Source organism: Dietzia sp. ANT_WB102, from assembly GCF_008369165.1.
GTDB lineage: Bacteria > Actinomycetota > Actinomycetes > Mycobacteriales > Mycobacteriaceae > Dietzia.
On record NZ_VOBA01000001.1, the window covers coordinates 1,366,713 to 1,382,415 of the forward strand.

Genomic DNA, 15,703 nt, shown 5'->3' on the forward strand with positions numbered 1-15,703 from the left:
TCTGCAGATGTTTAAAACGAAAACGCCCAAACCGGGCCGACTGCTTAAGTCCGTGTTGACCCTCGCCGGTGGCACGGCGGCCGGTCAGGTCGTGACACTAGGTGCATATCCGGTTCTGACTCGGATATATTCCCCAGAGGAAATGGGCATATTCGCAGTATTTTTTGCCCTCGTATCGATTTTAGGAATAGCCGTCAGCGGACGTTACGAGCTGGCAGTGCTTCTTCCTGAATCGGACGACTACGCAGTGAAAGTCGCGAAGACTGGAGTTCGCGTCGCCGCGGCAATCTCGATATTACTGTTCGGTGTTGTCTTAGTTGCCAGCTCGCCAATAGCTGGGGTACTTGGCGAACGACAACTTGCTGGATGGCTATTCCTGATACCTCCTATCGCGTTTCTGACGGGGCTGTTCAATGTCCTCAATTTCTTGAACAATAGGGCCGAGCTTTACCCTGCGCTAGCGCGAGTACAGTTATCCAGGTCTTTCGTCGTGGCAACATGTCAGGTTTTGCTTGGATTAGCCCATGCCGGGCCGGCCGGCCTGATCGTGGGACAAGCGGTTGGTGTACCGGTTGCGACCCTCCACCTTGCGCGATCGGCATCGAAAGCAAAAATCCGGGACGTTGAAACAACGTGGCGCGATTCGATTGAAATTGCGAGGCGGTACCGACAGTTCCCTCTTTACTCCGCGCCAGCGGCTTTGGCAAACACTGGATCGGTGCACATCACGAATATTCTGGTAGGTTCAATATTCTCAACTGTAACTCTCGGGTTCTTTTCGCTTGCTCAACGCGCCCTCGGATTGCCCACTATGCTTGTTGTGCAGGCGATTAGTCAGGTGTTCCTTCGAGAGGCTACGAGACGGCGTCACTCAAGCGAACCACTTACGCCTCTTTTCGACCAGTTCGCTAAGCGCTTGGGTCTGCTGGCGGTGCCGCTATTCGTTGCGCTATTTTTCATTTCTCCCTCTCTTTTCGGTTTCGTCTTTGGGAGTGAATGGCGAGTCGCGGGCGAGTATTGCCAACTGTTGGTACCACTTTTTGCGGCAAGGTTTGTAGCAAATGGTCTTGCAACGGTCACCGCTGTTCTCGAACGACAAATTGTGGCCTTGTCATGGCAGGTGGCCATCTTACTTATCGCAGTGTCGTGTGCGGCAGCGGTAGCGTACGCACAGGGCTCGATTGAACTCTTTCTAGTTCTTTTTTCGATCTCGGGAGCCGTAGCGCAGTTCTCTCTACTAGTTACACTTCGGAAATTGTGTGTAAGTCACGATGGCGACACACAGATGAAGGATAGCAATGCTACTGAATGAGCGTGCAGTTCTATTTCGTGTCCGCTATGTTATCGAGTACGCAAATATGCCGGAACCGCCGAGCGATCGCACTGTAGTGTCACTTCCGCTAGAAACAGATACGTTACAACGGTTCCGAACGCTCCCTCCCGAACTGGAAAATCTTGTTGCCCGGCGATTGGGCGGTCCCTGGCGATTGTTCGTATACGAAGCAGAAGGAACTCCAGTGGCGTGGTCTTTCCTGCATCTCCCAGAGCAGAAAGAATGGCTCGACTCAGTTCCTACCTTACCCGGAGAATGCAGGGAAACGTCAACTTTCGTCATGCCGGAACAACGGGGCAAGGGCTTGCGCGCGAAGCTGCTGGAGGCTCAGTCCGCGTTCTGTACCGATATGGGACTGAGGCGCCACTGGGCAATTGTCGAAAAGCGGAATGGAGCATCGATTTCTTCGAGTCTGCGGGCGGGCGGGCGGATTGCTGCGAAGAGTTTAGTCATTAAAATGCTTGGTCGCAATATTGTAGAAGTGCGAATAACGCCAAATGGGAACCCTCGACCTTCAATTCTTTTTCGACGTCGACGAGAAGTGCGGTAGTGTGACGAATTATGAATAGACCGAGCCAGAGGCCCGAACTTAAATTTGCAATCTTGGATCCCTTTTCTGATCAGGGGATCGGCTTGATCCGATCCCTTCGCCGAGTGCCTGGTGTGACGGTCCGTCCAGTGTTAGACGGCGGCCGCGGAGTATTTATAGAAGCCGCAGCGCGCTTCTTGCTAGGTAACACATTGACGACAAAAGAGGCCTTGAATCTCGACTTCTCGGTAGTTCCTACGACTCATCGAACTACGACGATGGCGCTAACTATGTATGAGTCGCACTGCGCTCGCCTGGGGTTGTCTCGGACCATGTTGGAGGTGGGCGATAAGCGCGAAATATTGGCGTTGGCCGAAAGTGTCGGCGTGCCGGTTCCAGCCCAGTATACTCGCGATGAACTTTCGTCCGGTCTCGTTGCGTTCCCGGTGTTTTACAAAGAGCAGCACGAGCAAGGGGGCGGTCGGAGGGGGGTTGCCCGCAAGGTCGCCGACATTCCGACGAACGGCGATGACCTACTGATCGAAGAGTTTATTGAGACACAGGGGACCTACGGTCTCGGTTTCTTTGCCCGGGATGGGGTGATCTGCTCGTCTGTTGCGCACTTCGAGAGATTGAGTTCTCCCAACACGGGGGGTTCTGCGGTTGTTTTAGAACGATTCTCTGATCCGCGCTTAGAGGAACTGACAGCAAAGCTGTTGAGTAAAATATCGTATTCCGGCTGGGGCCTCGCGGAATTTAAACGATCCGCTAAGGATGACGATTATGTGCTTATGGAGATTAATGGAAAACTGTGGGCTTCGAGCGAATATTCTTGGTTAGCCTCACCGGATTTGCTGCAAACCTGTTTCGGGCTCCCGCCGCTAACTGCGCGCCCGTTCGATAGGCCTGGACTATTTCTGCATCGAGTTAACATTGCCGCTATTTTCGCACTTATGTTTAGCGGGATAGGTGCGCGGCCGAGGGTGTTCATCTATGCGACGGCTTTGGCGATCGGCCTTGGCGGCGTAGTCCGGATAGGCGTAGCCAAGCTGGGACAAGTGTGGCGACGTGTTACGCCGTATGACAACGATTGCAAATTTTAGTGGGATCAAAGCGCTGCCTGCGTCGAGCTGACTTAGTTTCATCTTTGTTACCGCGAAACGTGCGAACGCTATCGAATTAATTACTAGCCATGAGCTTCAAGATCCCCGTGGCTGGCGCACGAACAAGTCCATAGTCCGCCACCTAGCTCGCTTAGCATCGGCTAGGATGGATCAGATCGAAGGCTAGGCGTATACGGAATCGCCGTAAGTTTATGGTCAGGTGCCGCGCAAGAGCCAGGTCGCCCGGCACACATGTGCCGGCATCATCGCGCGCGAAGATCTTGCGGACGGGAGGAGGCCGCCGCACTCATAATTATTTGGGCCGTTGTATGTGAGGGTCCGCCGAGCCGAAGGAGCCCTAACCTTGAGCATAAGAATGTGTGGGTCATCAGTAGATATTACTCCGTTACAGCCGTGCCCTTTGGGGGCGTCCCGCTATCCCGAGAGGAACTTCACTGAAATCCATTCCCGCCTTGAAGCAAACCTTATTCGCGTAGCCAGCGAGCGGGAGGAGATTGTATTTTTAATTTCGATTGATGTGTTATATGTGGGGCCGCGGTTCATTGACGCAATCGTTGAACGAACTGACTACCCGCGAAACAAACTAGTTTTTCTCGCCTCGCATACGCATCAAGCACCCGTTCTCGACGAGACGAAGCCGCGCCTCGGAAGAATAGATCAGGCACATTTCATTAGAGTAGTTGACATTATTAGCCGCGAGATAACCGCGCTACTTGGTCGCCCAACCTCCGCGGTGGAAATAACGTCAGCTTCCGGTCAGTGTAATCACTCCATAAATCGGCGGCGCATTTTTAGGAAGAATGTGCGGCTGGCTCCGAACGCCGCGGGCGCCCGCGATGAGACTGTCACCTTCGCGCTCATTCGTGAAGTAGGCGGGCCTCCCGTCGCTGCGATATGGAACTACGCGTGCCATCCGGTCGCCTATCCACACCACTCTTCAGTTTCTGCGCACTTCCCGGGGATCGTCAGGGATAGTGCTAGGCAGCTAGTTAATCGTCCCGAGCTTCCAGTGGTATACGCTCAGGGATTTTCTGCGAATACTAGGCCCATGATTACCCGTTACCCCCAGTCACTTAGGGGGCTCGCCGCTAGGCTGATTAAGGGGCCGCGATTCTATACAATGAGCCGCTTTGGCTATAGTTTTTGGACTCGGTCACTGAATAGAGCGATCAATCGGGTTATCTTGCGAAGCATTTCGATGCCTAAAGCACGCCTTGAGACGGCCTCATTACGCGCTGTAGAAATTCCGTTTTCGCGCGTAGCGGAGGCGGCCGAACCGCGCGGGCCTCTTGCTGTAAAGTATGTCCGGTTTTTCTCGTCCCAGAAGTCGGTAGGGCTACTAGCATTCCCTGCTGAAGTGCCAGCCGAACTTGCGATCATACTGCGGAACGGCTCACACGACGACCTTCTTCTATTGGCAGGCTGTGCCGACGCTACCTTTGGTTACCTCCCATTGCGATCCTGGTTCGCCGAAGGAGGGTACGAGGTAACGGGTTTCTTGAAGCCGTTCTCGCTTAAGTCAGTGTCAACCTCCGCTGTCGATGAACTGGTGTCGACCGCAACTAGTATGTTTGGCGGACTTTGGGATAGCTCATCGGATAAGTGAACGGTCTTGACTTAGTCAATACGGAAATAGTTGACTAAAAGATACACAAGGGCCCTCTTCAAAGCAATCTCTGCGAGAGGTGACTACAATCCGTTTCGCAGGCCAGTATGCGAAATCGAGGGTAGCGATGGGGTTGCGCTGTAGGATTTCGAGTCAAGCTGCGGTAGGTACCGCCGGCGCTGATTCGGATTAGCAGTAGGACTCGCCGTTGGTCATCGGTGCATAGTTGATTGTTTGGCGTCGTACCGGTCGCATCAAGGCGGCGTCATGCTTATTTCCTTCGGCTCATTGTCGCTGGCTTGAGCTGCACATGGTTAGTGGCCCTTTTGGTTTCGGAGTGCGTATCTGGGGTTCTCCGGTGGTGCGGTGAGGCACAGGATGTAGGTCCTGGGGCGTTTGAAGATACAGTTCGAATCGCACAGGGTCTGATGGAGGCTCGGCCTATTGGATTCCGACCAGGGTCTGGTCGGCCTGTTTCGTAGCCTAGCCTCGATGTTCATCGGTCGGGCGAGCGGTGTGAGCCGGTTTTCAAGATGTGATTCTTCCGGATTTTCGGTGTGTAGGCGTGGTGATTCGTCCGGTGTCGCCCGGCTGGGCGGCGGGGTTCCACATCTCCCGCAGGTACTACTTCTGTTGAGAGCTGGCAATTGGTTGATGCTGGTGGACTATCCGGGTGCGGCTAAACGGGTCAGTCCGGCAGTGATCAGGTGAGCCCATGCGGCGGATCTGTCCAGGTGAAGGATGATTCTTCGTGCATGCCGAGTAAGTTTGGCTGCAAGTGAGAGCAGTCGCAGTCGCAACCGTTTGGGTTCCCAACCCTCGGCCGGAGTGCCCGCGAGAGCGGTGATCTGCGACCACGCGATCAGTAGTTGCGCGAGCTGGGAGATCAAGATCCAGATCCGATTTCCGGCGGTGGACTGCAGGGGCAGGTTGGCCAGCCCCGTGTCCTTGGCGGCGCGGATGCGATCCTCGCATCGGGCACGTTGGCGGTGACGCACTTCCAAGTCTTGGATCTGGCCGCGACATGTGTTGGTGACAAAGGCGGTTAGGCGCCGCCCGTCGGCGCCGGTGAACCGGAGTTGAGCACCTGGGTGCGGACGCTCTGCTCGAACGATTAGGCGCATTCCTGCTGGCCAGCGGCCCAGATCGGCCACGCCAGTCAGCTCGACGACCTCGGCGCCATCTCGGATGCCGCCGCCTGAGGTCAGGGCGGATTGCCATGCTGCGGCGGGCATCTGGTTGACCCATGCGGCCAGGGCCGGGGTGAGGGCGAATCCGACGGAGTACTGAACACGATTGCGGTGCAGATGCTCGAGGAAATCGTGGCTGGCGCCGGCGCCGTCGGTTCGTACCAACACACACCTCCCCGGCCGCGAGACATCAATGCCCGGGATCGATTTAAGCGCGGCGGCCAGCACGTTCTTGTGATCAGTGGCGGTATTGGCGCCCGCGTTTCCTGGTCGCAGCAACGCAGCAAGAGGTTCGCCACCGCCACTGAGTATTTGAGGGTTTGGGAGCCACCGGATATTGAGGTTCGGAGCCACCGTTATTGGCGTTGAGAGCCGGTGGCCGATGGCGTGGGAGCCACCGGCTCTCGTGCGCTGGTCCCGGGGGGGTTAGTTCACGGCGGTGTGTTCGCGCATGTTGAAGGTGCCGGTCTCGATCCAGAGGGTGTTGTGCACGATGCGGTCCATGATGGCGTCGGCGTGTACGGCGGAGCCGAGGCGCTGGTGCCAGTCCTTCTGGGCGTATTGGGTGCAGAACACCGTCGAGGCGTGTCCGTACCGGCGCTCGAGGAGTTCGAGCAGCATGCTGCGCATGCCTTCGTCCGGCGGGTTGAGGAGCCATTCGTCGAGCACGAGCAGCGTGAAGGCGGCGTACTTCTTCAAGAACGTCGTCTTGCCGTTCGGCTTGTCTTGCGCCAATGCCCACGCCTCGGCCAGATCCGGCATCCGAATGTAGTGCGCCCGGATCCGATGGGTGCAGGCCTGCTTGGCCAGAGCGCACCCGAGATAGGACTTGCCGGAGCCGGTGAAGCCCTGGAAGACGACGTTCTGGTGCCGGTCGATGAACGAGCAGGCGCCGAGCTGAGCGATCACGCCCTGGTCCAGGCCGCGCTCGTGGAGCATGTCCAGCCGGCGCAGATCGGCGTTCGGGTAGCGCAGGCCAGCTCGCCGGATCAGTCCCTCGACCTTGGCGTGTGTGTACGACGAGTGGGCCTCGTCCACGACGATCTTGACCTGGTCCTCGAAGCCCATGCCCAGCACGAGGGTCTCATCGCGAGCCTCGAACGCCTCCAGCAGAGCGGTGGCACCCATCTCGCGTAGCTTGCGACGGGTCTCGGGGTCGAGCCGGGTCATCGGGCACCTCCGGTGGCGTAGTAGTCGGCCCCACGCACGTACCCGCCGGCGTCCTGGGCGGGCCGGTCCTGGCCGGCCCTGCCGGTCGGTGGTGCGGGTCTGTCCTGCCCGGTTTCCAGAATCGGGCGCAGGTGGGCGTACCGCGGAGATCGGATCGGCCCAGCCAACGCGATCCGGCACGCGGCCTCGACCCGCTCGGCCGAATAGCGGCGGGTCAACCGCAGCACCGCCAGCTCCGGGTTGATGCCCTGCTCGGCGACGGGCACCGATTCGAAGATCCGATCGGTCACGACCAGGGCCGAGGGGCCGACTCGCTCGGCCCATTCCCTGACTCTGCTCTGGTCCCACTGCCGGTACTTCGGCCCGGCCGGCAGATCTGCATCGTTCGTGCGGTATTCGTTGACCACGGTCTCGGGCAGCAGCACGTGGCTGGCCAGTCGTTGGTGGCCGCGGTGCACCTCCAGCGTCGATGCGGTGATCCTCAGGTCGACCTTGGCGCCCACGTGCGGGTACGGCACGGAGTAGTAGTTGCGGGCGAAGGACACGTGACCGTTGCGCCCGACCTTTCGGCCGTAGACCCAGCGGCTGATCTCGTACCCGGTGGCCGGCAGTGGCCGCAGCAGCTCCTTCTCCTCCGAGGTGAACATGCTGGCCCGTGAGCCGGCCCGTTTCTGGAACGGCTCAGCGTTGTAGGCGTCGAGTTGGTCGACGATCGCGGCCTTCAACTCCGGCAGCGTGGCGAACGTCCGCGTCCGTAGGGCGGCGATGATCCAGGTGGCCACGTGCGCCACGGTGTTCTCCACGCTCGCCTTGTCTTTGGGCTTGCGCACCCGGCCGGGCAGGACTGCGGCCGAATAGTGGGCGGCCATCTCCCGGTAGGCGTCATTGAGGACGATCTCGCCCTCGCGGGGATGGGTGATCACGCCGGTCTTGAGGCTGTCACAGGCGATCCGCGGCACGGAGCCGCCGAAGAACTCGAACATCGCCACGTGGGCCCGTAGCCAGGTGTCCTGCTTCATGTCCAGGGTCGGTTCGACGAAGGCCTACCGGGAAAACGGCAGGCACCCAACGAACAGATACACCCGCCTCGCCTCGCCAGTGACGGGGTCGGTCAGCTGCATCGTCGGGCCAGACCAGTCCACCTCGACGGTCTGCCCGGCCTTGTGCCCAACCCGGGAGGCCAGCCCGGCGACCAGTACATGCTGCTGGTACTGCTTGCAAAAGCGGTCGTAGCCCATCGCCGGGGCCCCTGCGACTGCGCACCTGTCGGTGTACTCGCCGTGCAGAAGCTTCATCGTCACCCCGACCCGGGCCATCTCCCGATGCACCTCGGCCCAGTCGGGCTCGGCGAACACGCTCTCGTGCTCACCCCGGCCCGGGAACAACAGCGAGTACACCTCGCCGTCCGGCAGGTCTGCGACGTCGTCCCAGCTGAGCTTGGCGGCATCGGCGGCCTCCAGCACCGCCGCGACGCTATTGCGCGAGATCTGCTGCGAGGCCGCGATCGCCCGCCCCGACAGGCCCTCGGCCCGCAACTGCAAGACGAGTTTCGCCTTGATCTTCCTTACCATTGGGAACTGCTCCTTCCGCCAGGTGCCCGTTACACCCAGCGGAAGGAGCCTAAGAAGGTGGCTCTGAACGGGAATAACGATGGCTCCGACGACGTCCAAAGCGTCAAGCTGCTACCGGCTCCCAGACCCAATATGACTGGCCCTCAGAAGACCGAATACTCAGCCACCGAGTCCGTGATCGCAGAACGCCAGCAAAGGATGGTGTCCGTAGCCCTTCTTATACGTGGGCGCGGCGTCCTGCTTGTCCGAGTGCGCGGTGACCAATGTGGCGTCGATATCGATAATGATCGGGGCTTTTGTGCTCGGGGCTCGAAGAGCAGGCCGGTCATCGGTGGTTGCCCACACGAGTTTCCGCGCGTCGTGTATCGCCTGGTGGACGACTCATATACGTGAACATACTGCCTTTAACCAGAATTTAATCACTCCGGAGGGGCCGGTGGCCCAGACTAACGAGATCGCTGGCCCCAGCAAAACTGCTAGCTCTCAGACGCAGAATCCGGTGGACCTCTAGACGCCAATTACTCACAAGGGAATAACGCAGCGGGTGGTTGGAAGAGTGCCCTCGTTCTCGGCTAGAGATTATGAGCCAAGTTCGACAACTTTCACGCTATAAGTAAGTGATCTACGTTAACGATCTGGTTTCAGGTATCGCAGTTACCGGCCGACGGCGTGCCCGAGTCGATAGCGGTTGAGAACTAGTGCCCTGGGCTATTCTGCGGGGACGCGTGCCGATGTATGCGAGAACCATGAACGGAACGATCCCAAAGTTTAGTAGGTAGGTTGGGTCCCCTGCCCTCCACATTCCACAGACGACCGAAACGCCTGCAATGCCGATCATGCCGAGCGCGTCGACCTCGTAAAGGGAACGGATCCATGCACTTGCTGCCACGAAGATAGCCGCCAAAATGATTGGTACCAAAATAGTACCAATCACGCCAAAGTTGTAATGGACAGAGCCCCAGAGGGACGGTGGAGCCGTGCCTCGATCGCTCCCGTAGGTCATTTCAAAAACTGCGTGTGAAAGATTTGACCCCTCAACGCCGGGAAGTAAGCCTTTCAGGGATTGGAGCCACTCAAGTCCGTGTTGTGTGGGGAAGCTGTGCGTGTAATGAAAAGCATTTATTCCAGAGAACTGATTATCTACAAGAACGCGCTGCTGCAACTGGTCTGCCAAAGCGCCAACAGCTTGCAAGGGGGACTGGTTTTGACTTATGTCTGTCCGACCGTTCGCCAAAGTTGCGACGAACAAAAGCGGAACGAATGCTGTAAAGAATGCAGCGACGTACCGTAGGGCGCGACGGCCGAAAGAGTTGAAGAGGTATGCGATTACCATCAGGGCGGCCAAAATCGAGGCCCCTCGCTGACCGGTTCCGAGGAGCATGAGCGCCGCAAAAGCAGCGGCTACCGGCCCAGCTACGTACCTTAGGGGAGACTTACTCTGAATGAGCCAATGGACAAGAACGATGGTTAGCGCTGGCAGAAGAGCATTCTTGAATTGGTTAACGTACCCCGGAAAGAGATATCGCGATCCGCTATAGGACTCGATCCTGAGCGTGGCGACGTCTACGTCTGCGCCGGAGAGAAATGATTCCAAACTGACCAGTAGGGTGTTGTACCCGATCGCTTGAAAATACGCAACCGACACTAGGGCAGACAGGGTGAACCAAAAGTAAAATGTCAACCGCGGAGCGGAGACGGCCCGGACGTTCACCTTTGGTCGTGACCAAATCCGTCTGGGGATGAGGGTGCCGAAAGCTAAGCTGGCCGTGACATAGCAAGCAAAAGCGGCGGTGACGAGATAGGTGTACTGCACCTCCGTCGGATTATCTGGATTGACAAGAAGTGCAGTTCCAACCACCATGGTCAATTGTAGTGGTACAAAGATACTGTCCGGCGTCCACATGCCAAGTTTGCGGCTGTTTATTACATAATGGGCGATTGTCAGAGCTGCCGAAAATGTGATGATGAGCAGCACTTTACAGCCTCCGTTGCGTTGCCGTGACGCCCTATGCTGTCTTATTATAGTGTATGATAATGACTATCGCGACTCCGGCGCGCCCTTCGGAGCTCTTCACGGCCTGTTCGGCGGGGGGGAATAATTTTACCAATTTGGGCAAGCTGCTCGAGTGGTGAAGCCGGAACCATTGACCCTGATGGCGGCGCCTCGACTGAAGTTTGACTCATAAGTGCCTTTTGCCCTCGGTGCTTTGGCGTGTATGGACGATTGGTACAATCGAATGCTTGTATGTGTGCCCGGATTTTATAGCCAAATTTCCGCGAATAACGACCATCTCGCTGTACCCTTCTTTATATGAGCCTTTATGTGAGCGGAGCATGGATGAAGATTAAGAAGATGGTTTTCTTCCCGATCCTAGCCGTGGTGGGAAAGTTGCGTCCACGACTCGGGACACGGCTCGCGATCTGGTTCTATCGAATGGCGGGGATGAACTTTGTCGGCACGCCGACCTTTGTCTCGACAGACGTATGGTTCGATGGGAGCCAAAACTACAAACTCATAACTTTGCATGAGGGCTGCAATATTAGCAGCGGGGTAAGGGTATTGACTCACGACTGGTCGCCCTACTGTACCCTTCGCGCCCTAGGGCGTTCTGAAAAGTCTGCGGTGGGTCGTCTTCTTCCAGTGGAGGTCGGTCCTCATGCTTTCATTGGTATGGGCGCAATTCTTATGCCGGGTGCGAAGGTGGGCAGAGGCGCTATCGTGGGTGCCGGCGCAGTGGTGCGCGGGAACATCCCCGATTTCTCGGTCGTGATCGGCAACCCAGCTAAAATAATCGGAGATTCTCGAGACTACGTAAGTCGCAAATTTCCGAAGGAATGGTCAGAATTACCTAGCGATTCCCAGATTAAAGAAGTTGGGCAGATGCTGCTCTAAGGACTTGCGCAACCGGTTTAGATATTGAGCGCGTCCGGCGACTCGCTTAGCGATCTTGAACAGGCGGCTGAGGGTCTTGTAGCATTATCTTCCCCGCCATCCGGAGAGTAGGGTGTAGTATCTCGAGCGGATTGAATAGAGCCTAGCGTTTGCCATTGACAAGTAGGCTAATCTTTCCACAATTGATGCTGAGGGGTAGAAGAGGATTGAGAGAAGTGCACTTCTCCTTCTGAGGAACTCCAAGTCGCGCTGTGTCACCAGGTCTTTACGTGCCTGCGCGTCAAACGTGATTTGGGAGGAATTTAGCAACTCTTCCCATGCTCGGTGTCTTGCGCTCATGGCTGCGCTCATCTCTGCGAAGGATTGCCTCCTGGGGTTTGAGTTATTTTCGTGTATGCGGTATTCGAGTCCGGGCACCGGTATATCGGCAATGTGCTCAGATAAAGATTCAACGGCACGGGTCAGCCACAAGTCTTCCGAGACCAGTGTCTCAGGTATGGGAAATGCCACAGACGCCGCGTATCGATTCATCGCGATGGTGCCACCTGAGTGGGCTGCGCTTTTGCCCCTGGGAAGGATTTGGCCGTCGAGTTTAGGTTCCTCGGACATGGTCTTAAGTTTGCAGAATGTAGCAGCTGCCTTATCGGGGTGGGTTAGTGACCATTTCTCAAGTGGATGTATGCGCATCGCTAGGGAATCCGGCGGCAGAGTGTCGTCTCCAGCCAAGAGTATAATTACGTCGCCGGCCGAGTAGCGCATCGCGAGGTTGAAGGCGGCGACTTTCCCAATTTTCTTCCCGTCGCCGACTAGTTGGATTCGACTGTCGGCTTTTGCGTTTTGAAGAATTAGGTTTTCTGTCTCGTCAGTCGAGCCGTCGGATACGAAGAGTATTTCCCAATCTTGGTGCGTCTGCGCTAGTACGCTGTCGATCATCGCTTGGATGTATTGGGCTTCGTTGTGAACGGCAGAAAGGATCGAGACCTTCACTTTCTGATTCCCTCCCATTGGTAGTAGCGATTAGCTGTCGAAAGAATGAAGTTCACTGCGCGTTCGCTAGAGTTATTTATAAGGTAATCATCGGGAGTCGATTGGGCTACACCATCCCTGGATCGAACGGTGTCCATTGCAACCTGAATGGCGGTCACTACATCTGCGGCGTTAAGTCCAGTCATGATGATTCCACCGGTGTCCAGCGCTTCTGGACGTTCGATGGAATCTCGCAGAGTAATAGCAGGGAACCCAAGTATCAAAGATTCCTCCGCGATAGTTCCCGAATCAGACAAGCAACACGCCGACGAAAGTTGAAGCTTGTTATAGTCGTGGAAGCCGAGGGGTTCCGAGAACGTTATCCCCTCGGGTTGTGTCCAGTTCGGAAGTGCTTCCAGTCGTTTGCGCGTTCTAGGGTGGGTGGAAACGAACACGGGCATCCCGAAGTGCGTGCGCACGGCGGTGAGGCAGCCGAGGAGCATGCGTAGGCGATCGGGGGAGTCTACGTTCTCCTCACGGTGAGCTGATACAAGGAAGTAGCCTTTCTCGCTCAGTCCCTTACTAGAAAGGACGGTTGAAGCATCGATCTGTTCGCGGTAAGCGTCGAGGACCTCTCGCATTGGTGATCCGGTTTTTATGATCTTACGCGGATGGAGTCCTTCAGCGAGAAGATTGCGGCGCGCGTGCTCGGTGTAAACTAGGTTGAAGTCCGAAACATGGTCGACCATGCGGCGGTTGGTTTCCTCCGGCACATTTAGGTCGAAGCAGCGGTTGCCAGCTTCCATGTGATAAGTCGGGATCTTCATTCGTCGGGCCATGAGGGCCGCGATACAGGAGTTCGTGTCACCAAGAACTAGGACAGCGTCGGGCCGTTCTTCCTGGAGTGCCTTCTCGACCGCGATGAGGGTTCCGCCCAGGACTGCACCAAGGCTCGAGGTGTCTACTCCGAGCATGTGGTCTGGTTCACGAATCCCGAGGTCATCAAAGAAGACTTGATTGAGTGTGTAGTCGTAGTTTTGTCCAGTGTGGACCAAGACGTGGTCGATGCCGGCGGTCGCATCGAGTCTGTGAATAACCCTAGCTAGACGGATGAGTTCGGGTCGGGTCCCAACAACGGTCATGACCTTCACTGTGAGAACTCCTCGGCTGCGGGGTGGACTGGCTCGGCAAACGTGTCGGGGGCGCCAGGTCTGAACAACTCGTGACTCCAAAACTGAGTGAGAAGGACTCCCTGTCCGGTGTTAGTGATGTTGTGAACCCATCCCACCGGCATGTCGATCGCTACGGGGCGATCGCCACTAACGTCGAAATTTAAGACGTCGTTGTGGAACATCTTTCGGAGGCTGATTCGGGCGTCGCCCTGGATTACAGCGAAGCGCTCAATCTTCTTCAGGTGGTAATGCTCGCCGCGAGTGACGCCCGGGACCGTCGTACTGAAGGATGACTGTCCTTCGCCTCCGCGGCACCGGACTGTCTCGACGAACGATCCCCGGGAGTCGGAATGAGGCACGAGGTTAATGGGGTAGCGCTGAGGAAACAAACTTGCTCGATAGCTGTTGAAGAGATCAACCCGAAACTTGGAACTGAGATCGGGGATCTCGCCTATCGGGTAGTACGAATGGTGAAACTCCTGAATGAGCCGCCACACGTCTGCCACGCCAGTCTGCACTCCGGTGGGACGAAGACGGTCTCTATCGGAGTCAAGGGCGTCGATGAGAACTTGGGCAGCGTCTTGGGCGTGCAGTAGCTCCACTGAGTTGTCGTTGATCTCCGGGGTGTAGCCATCGATAGTTGCTTCGACAAACGTTGCTACAAACGAATTGTACCTCGGAAGACTATGTTCACCGAAGAGGTTCGGCAAACAAACGTCGACAAAGGTCCCGCCAGTGGTTGTGGTTGCTGCAGCGATAGCGCGTTGAGCTTTGCGTTTGCCGCGGCCGTATGCGTTGTCTCTTTCGACTTGGATGGTTCCCGACATGACGACTCGCAGCGGACGACTCGCAGCGGAAATGGCGCGCGCCACATCAGTCCCAAGATCGACATTTCCATTCTCGACCTCGTCATCAGTGGCAGCTCGGTTTACTCCAGCAAGGTGGATGAGAGAGTCAGCCTCGGCGATGAGGTGTGGGAGTTCGGTCCAGTTTTCTCGAGTAACAGGGATTACCTCGTGCTCAGTGAGTGCAGCGAGGCGCAGTCGAGTGTGCCAGCCCAGGAAGCCCTGAGCGCCAGTGAGGACGATCTTCATCGGGCAATCTCCGCCAGGGCTCGCTGCATCTCAGGTAGTTCCGCGATGAGCTGGGCCGTCTGGTCAACGCTCATCTGTTCGGTGTTATTGGAGTCGAAGTCCTCAGCGTGCTTGACTTCAGAATCCCCCTCGTCGACGAACACCGAGTATTGGAGAGATCGGGCGTCGAGCGGCACCTTGAAGTAGTCCCCCTGATCAGAGGCCTTTGCCATCTCTTCACGGGAGAGGAGGGTCTCGTACATCTTCTCACCGTGTCGGATACCGATTCGAGCGATATTTGGGTTGTCGATGCCCATAACCTTGGCGGTGGCTCGGGCGAGTGTGTCGACAGTGCAGGCGGGTGCCTTTTTCACAAAGAGGTCGCCAGGCTCAGCGTTGAAGAATGCATGTTCGACCAAGTCCACTGACTCTTGCAAGCTCATGAGGAAGCGGGTCATGGATCCCTCGGTGAGAGTAAGGGGCTTGCCCTCGCGGATCTGCCGAACGAAGAGCGGTATAACAGACCCGCGCGAGTACATCACGTTGCCGTAGCGAGTCACGGACACGGTGGTTCGAGAGTCGGGGTTGTTTCGCGCGAACGCTTGGGCCATCTTCTCCATTAGTGCTTTCGACATGCCCATGGCGTTGACCGGGTATACCGCCTTGTCCGTCGACAGGCACACCACAGACTTCACGCACAGCTTGTGGGCCGCCGCGATGACATTCCGGCTTCCGTCCACATTGGTCTTCACGGCCTGATCAGGAAAGAACTCGCAGGAGGGGACCTGCTTGAGTGCGGCGGCGTGGAAGACGTAGTCAGTGCCGACAAGAGCGTTCTCAACGCTCTCTCTGTCACGAACGTCGCCGACGAAGAACTTGAGGCGGGGTTCGTCCATTCGCGACCGCATGTCGTCCTGCTTGGCTTCGTCGCGGCTGAAGACATGGATTCTTGCCACGCCTTGGTCGAGGAGGTGCCGGGCCATAGTTGACCCGAACGAGCCGGTACCTCCGGTGATCGCGATGGTTGCACCGGACAAGCGAGGTGACACTGAATAGACTCCTGAGCAGGTTGGTCG

At 57.1% G+C, this 15,703-nt stretch carries 11 protein-coding genes and 2 pseudogenes; 4 read left to right on the forward strand and 9 right to left on the reverse strand.

What is annotated here, in order from left to right:
* The first annotated feature begins 7 nt into the window (after window positions 1-7).
* From FQ137_RS06210 to FQ137_RS06215, 3 genes are all read left to right on the forward strand, one after another.
* Window positions 8-1,312 carry a lipopolysaccharide biosynthesis protein gene (locus FQ137_RS06210; protein ID WP_149291622.1) on the forward strand — a complete coding sequence of 435 codons (1,305 nt, stop codon included), beginning with the start codon at window positions 8-10 and terminating at the stop codon, window positions 1,310-1,312.
* Window positions 1,313-1,358: 46 nt separating this feature from the next.
* On the forward strand, window positions 1,359-1,883 hold the full coding sequence (locus FQ137_RS15675) for an N-acetyltransferase family protein (RefSeq protein ID WP_370452380.1): 525 nt from the start codon (window positions 1,359-1,361) through the stop codon (window positions 1,881-1,883).
* Window positions 1,884-2,203: 320 nt separating this feature from the next.
* Window positions 2,204-2,965, forward strand: a complete 762-nt coding sequence (locus FQ137_RS06215; protein WP_149291623.1) for a hypothetical protein — start codon at window positions 2,204-2,206, stop codon at window positions 2,963-2,965.
* Between the two features lie 2,292 nt (window positions 2,966-5,257).
* Here the strand turns inward: FQ137_RS06215 and FQ137_RS06220 are convergent.
* The 5 genes and pseudogenes from FQ137_RS06220 to FQ137_RS06240 form a co-directional block, all read right to left on the reverse strand.
* Window positions 5,258-6,136 (reverse strand): IS1380 family transposase, encoded by an 879-nt coding sequence (locus FQ137_RS06220; protein WP_370452327.1) that lies wholly within the window; start codon window positions 6,134-6,136, stop codon window positions 5,258-5,260.
* Between the two features lie 72 nt (window positions 6,137-6,208).
* Window positions 6,209-6,952, reverse strand: a complete 744-nt coding sequence (locus tag FQ137_RS06225; protein WP_149291625.1) for an ATP-binding protein — start codon at window positions 6,950-6,952, stop codon at window positions 6,209-6,211.
* Window positions 6,949-8,523, reverse strand: a pseudogene (istA, locus tag FQ137_RS06230) (IS21 family transposase). The gene FQ137_RS06225 and the pseudogene istA overlap by 4 nt, the downstream one beginning before the upstream one ends.
* Window positions 8,524-8,694: 171 nt before the next feature.
* Window positions 8,695-8,880: pseudogene (locus tag FQ137_RS15540) on the reverse strand (transposase); the annotation flags it as partial.
* Between the two features lie 265 nt (window positions 8,881-9,145).
* Complete coding sequence (locus FQ137_RS06240; RefSeq protein ID WP_149291626.1) at window positions 9,146-10,498, reverse strand: O-antigen polymerase; 1,353 nt, start codon at window positions 10,496-10,498, stop codon at window positions 9,146-9,148.
* 336 nt (window positions 10,499-10,834) lie between these two features.
* Between FQ137_RS06240 and FQ137_RS06245 the strand changes: the two genes are divergently transcribed.
* Entirely contained in the window at window positions 10,835-11,416 is a 582-nt protein-coding gene (locus FQ137_RS06245; protein ID WP_149291627.1) for an acyltransferase, read from the forward strand.
* Between the two features lie 84 nt (window positions 11,417-11,500).
* Here FQ137_RS06245 and FQ137_RS06250 read toward each other — a convergent pair whose 3' ends face one another.
* The 4 genes from FQ137_RS06250 to FQ137_RS06265 are packed head-to-tail and all read right to left on the reverse strand — an operon-like array spanning window position 11,501 to window position 15,664.
* Window positions 11,501-12,403, reverse strand: coding sequence for a glycosyltransferase (locus FQ137_RS06250; RefSeq protein WP_188064805.1), 903 nt, complete (start codon window positions 12,401-12,403; stop codon window positions 11,501-11,503).
* On the reverse strand, window positions 12,400-13,524 hold the full coding sequence (gene wecB, locus FQ137_RS06255; RefSeq protein ID WP_255584110.1) for a non-hydrolyzing UDP-N-acetylglucosamine 2-epimerase: 1,125 nt from the start codon (window positions 13,522-13,524) through the stop codon (window positions 12,400-12,402). The genes FQ137_RS06250 and wecB overlap by 4 nt, the downstream gene beginning before the upstream one ends.
* Window positions 13,525-13,529: 5 nt before the next feature.
* Complete coding sequence (locus FQ137_RS06260; protein WP_149291630.1) at window positions 13,530-14,648, reverse strand: NAD-dependent epimerase/dehydratase family protein; 1,119 nt, start codon at window positions 14,646-14,648, stop codon at window positions 13,530-13,532.
* The gene (locus tag FQ137_RS06265) at window positions 14,645-15,664 is read right to left on the reverse strand and encodes a polysaccharide biosynthesis protein (RefSeq protein WP_255583689.1); all 1,020 of its coding nucleotides are present in this window, start codon (window positions 15,662-15,664) and stop codon (window positions 14,645-14,647) included. Before FQ137_RS06265 ends, FQ137_RS06260 begins: the two co-directional genes overlap by 4 nt.
* Window positions 15,665-15,703 lie beyond the last annotated feature (39 nt).

Excerpts from the sequence above, each read along its gene's own strand:
- FQ137_RS06210 (WP_149291622.1), top strand. The coding sequence starts at position 8 with ATGTTTAAAACGAAAACGCCCAAACCGGGCCGACTGCTTAAGTCCGTG.
- FQ137_RS06245 (WP_149291627.1), top strand. The coding sequence starts at position 10,835 with ATGAGCCTTTATGTGAGCGGAGCATGGATGAAGATTAAGAAGATGGTT.
- wecB (WP_255584110.1), bottom strand. The coding sequence starts at position 13,524 with ATGACCGTTGTTGGGACCCGACCCGAACTCATCCGTCTAGCTAGGGTT.
- FQ137_RS15675 (WP_370452380.1), top strand. The coding sequence starts at position 1,359 with ATGCCGGAACCGCCGAGCGATCGCACTGTAGTGTCACTTCCGCTAGAA.
- FQ137_RS06225 (WP_149291625.1), bottom strand. The coding sequence starts at position 6,952 with ATGACCCGGCTCGACCCCGAGACCCGTCGCAAGCTACGCGAGATGGGT.
- FQ137_RS06260 (WP_149291630.1), bottom strand. The coding sequence starts at position 14,648 with ATGAAGATCGTCCTCACTGGCGCTCAGGGCTTCCTGGGCTGGCACACT.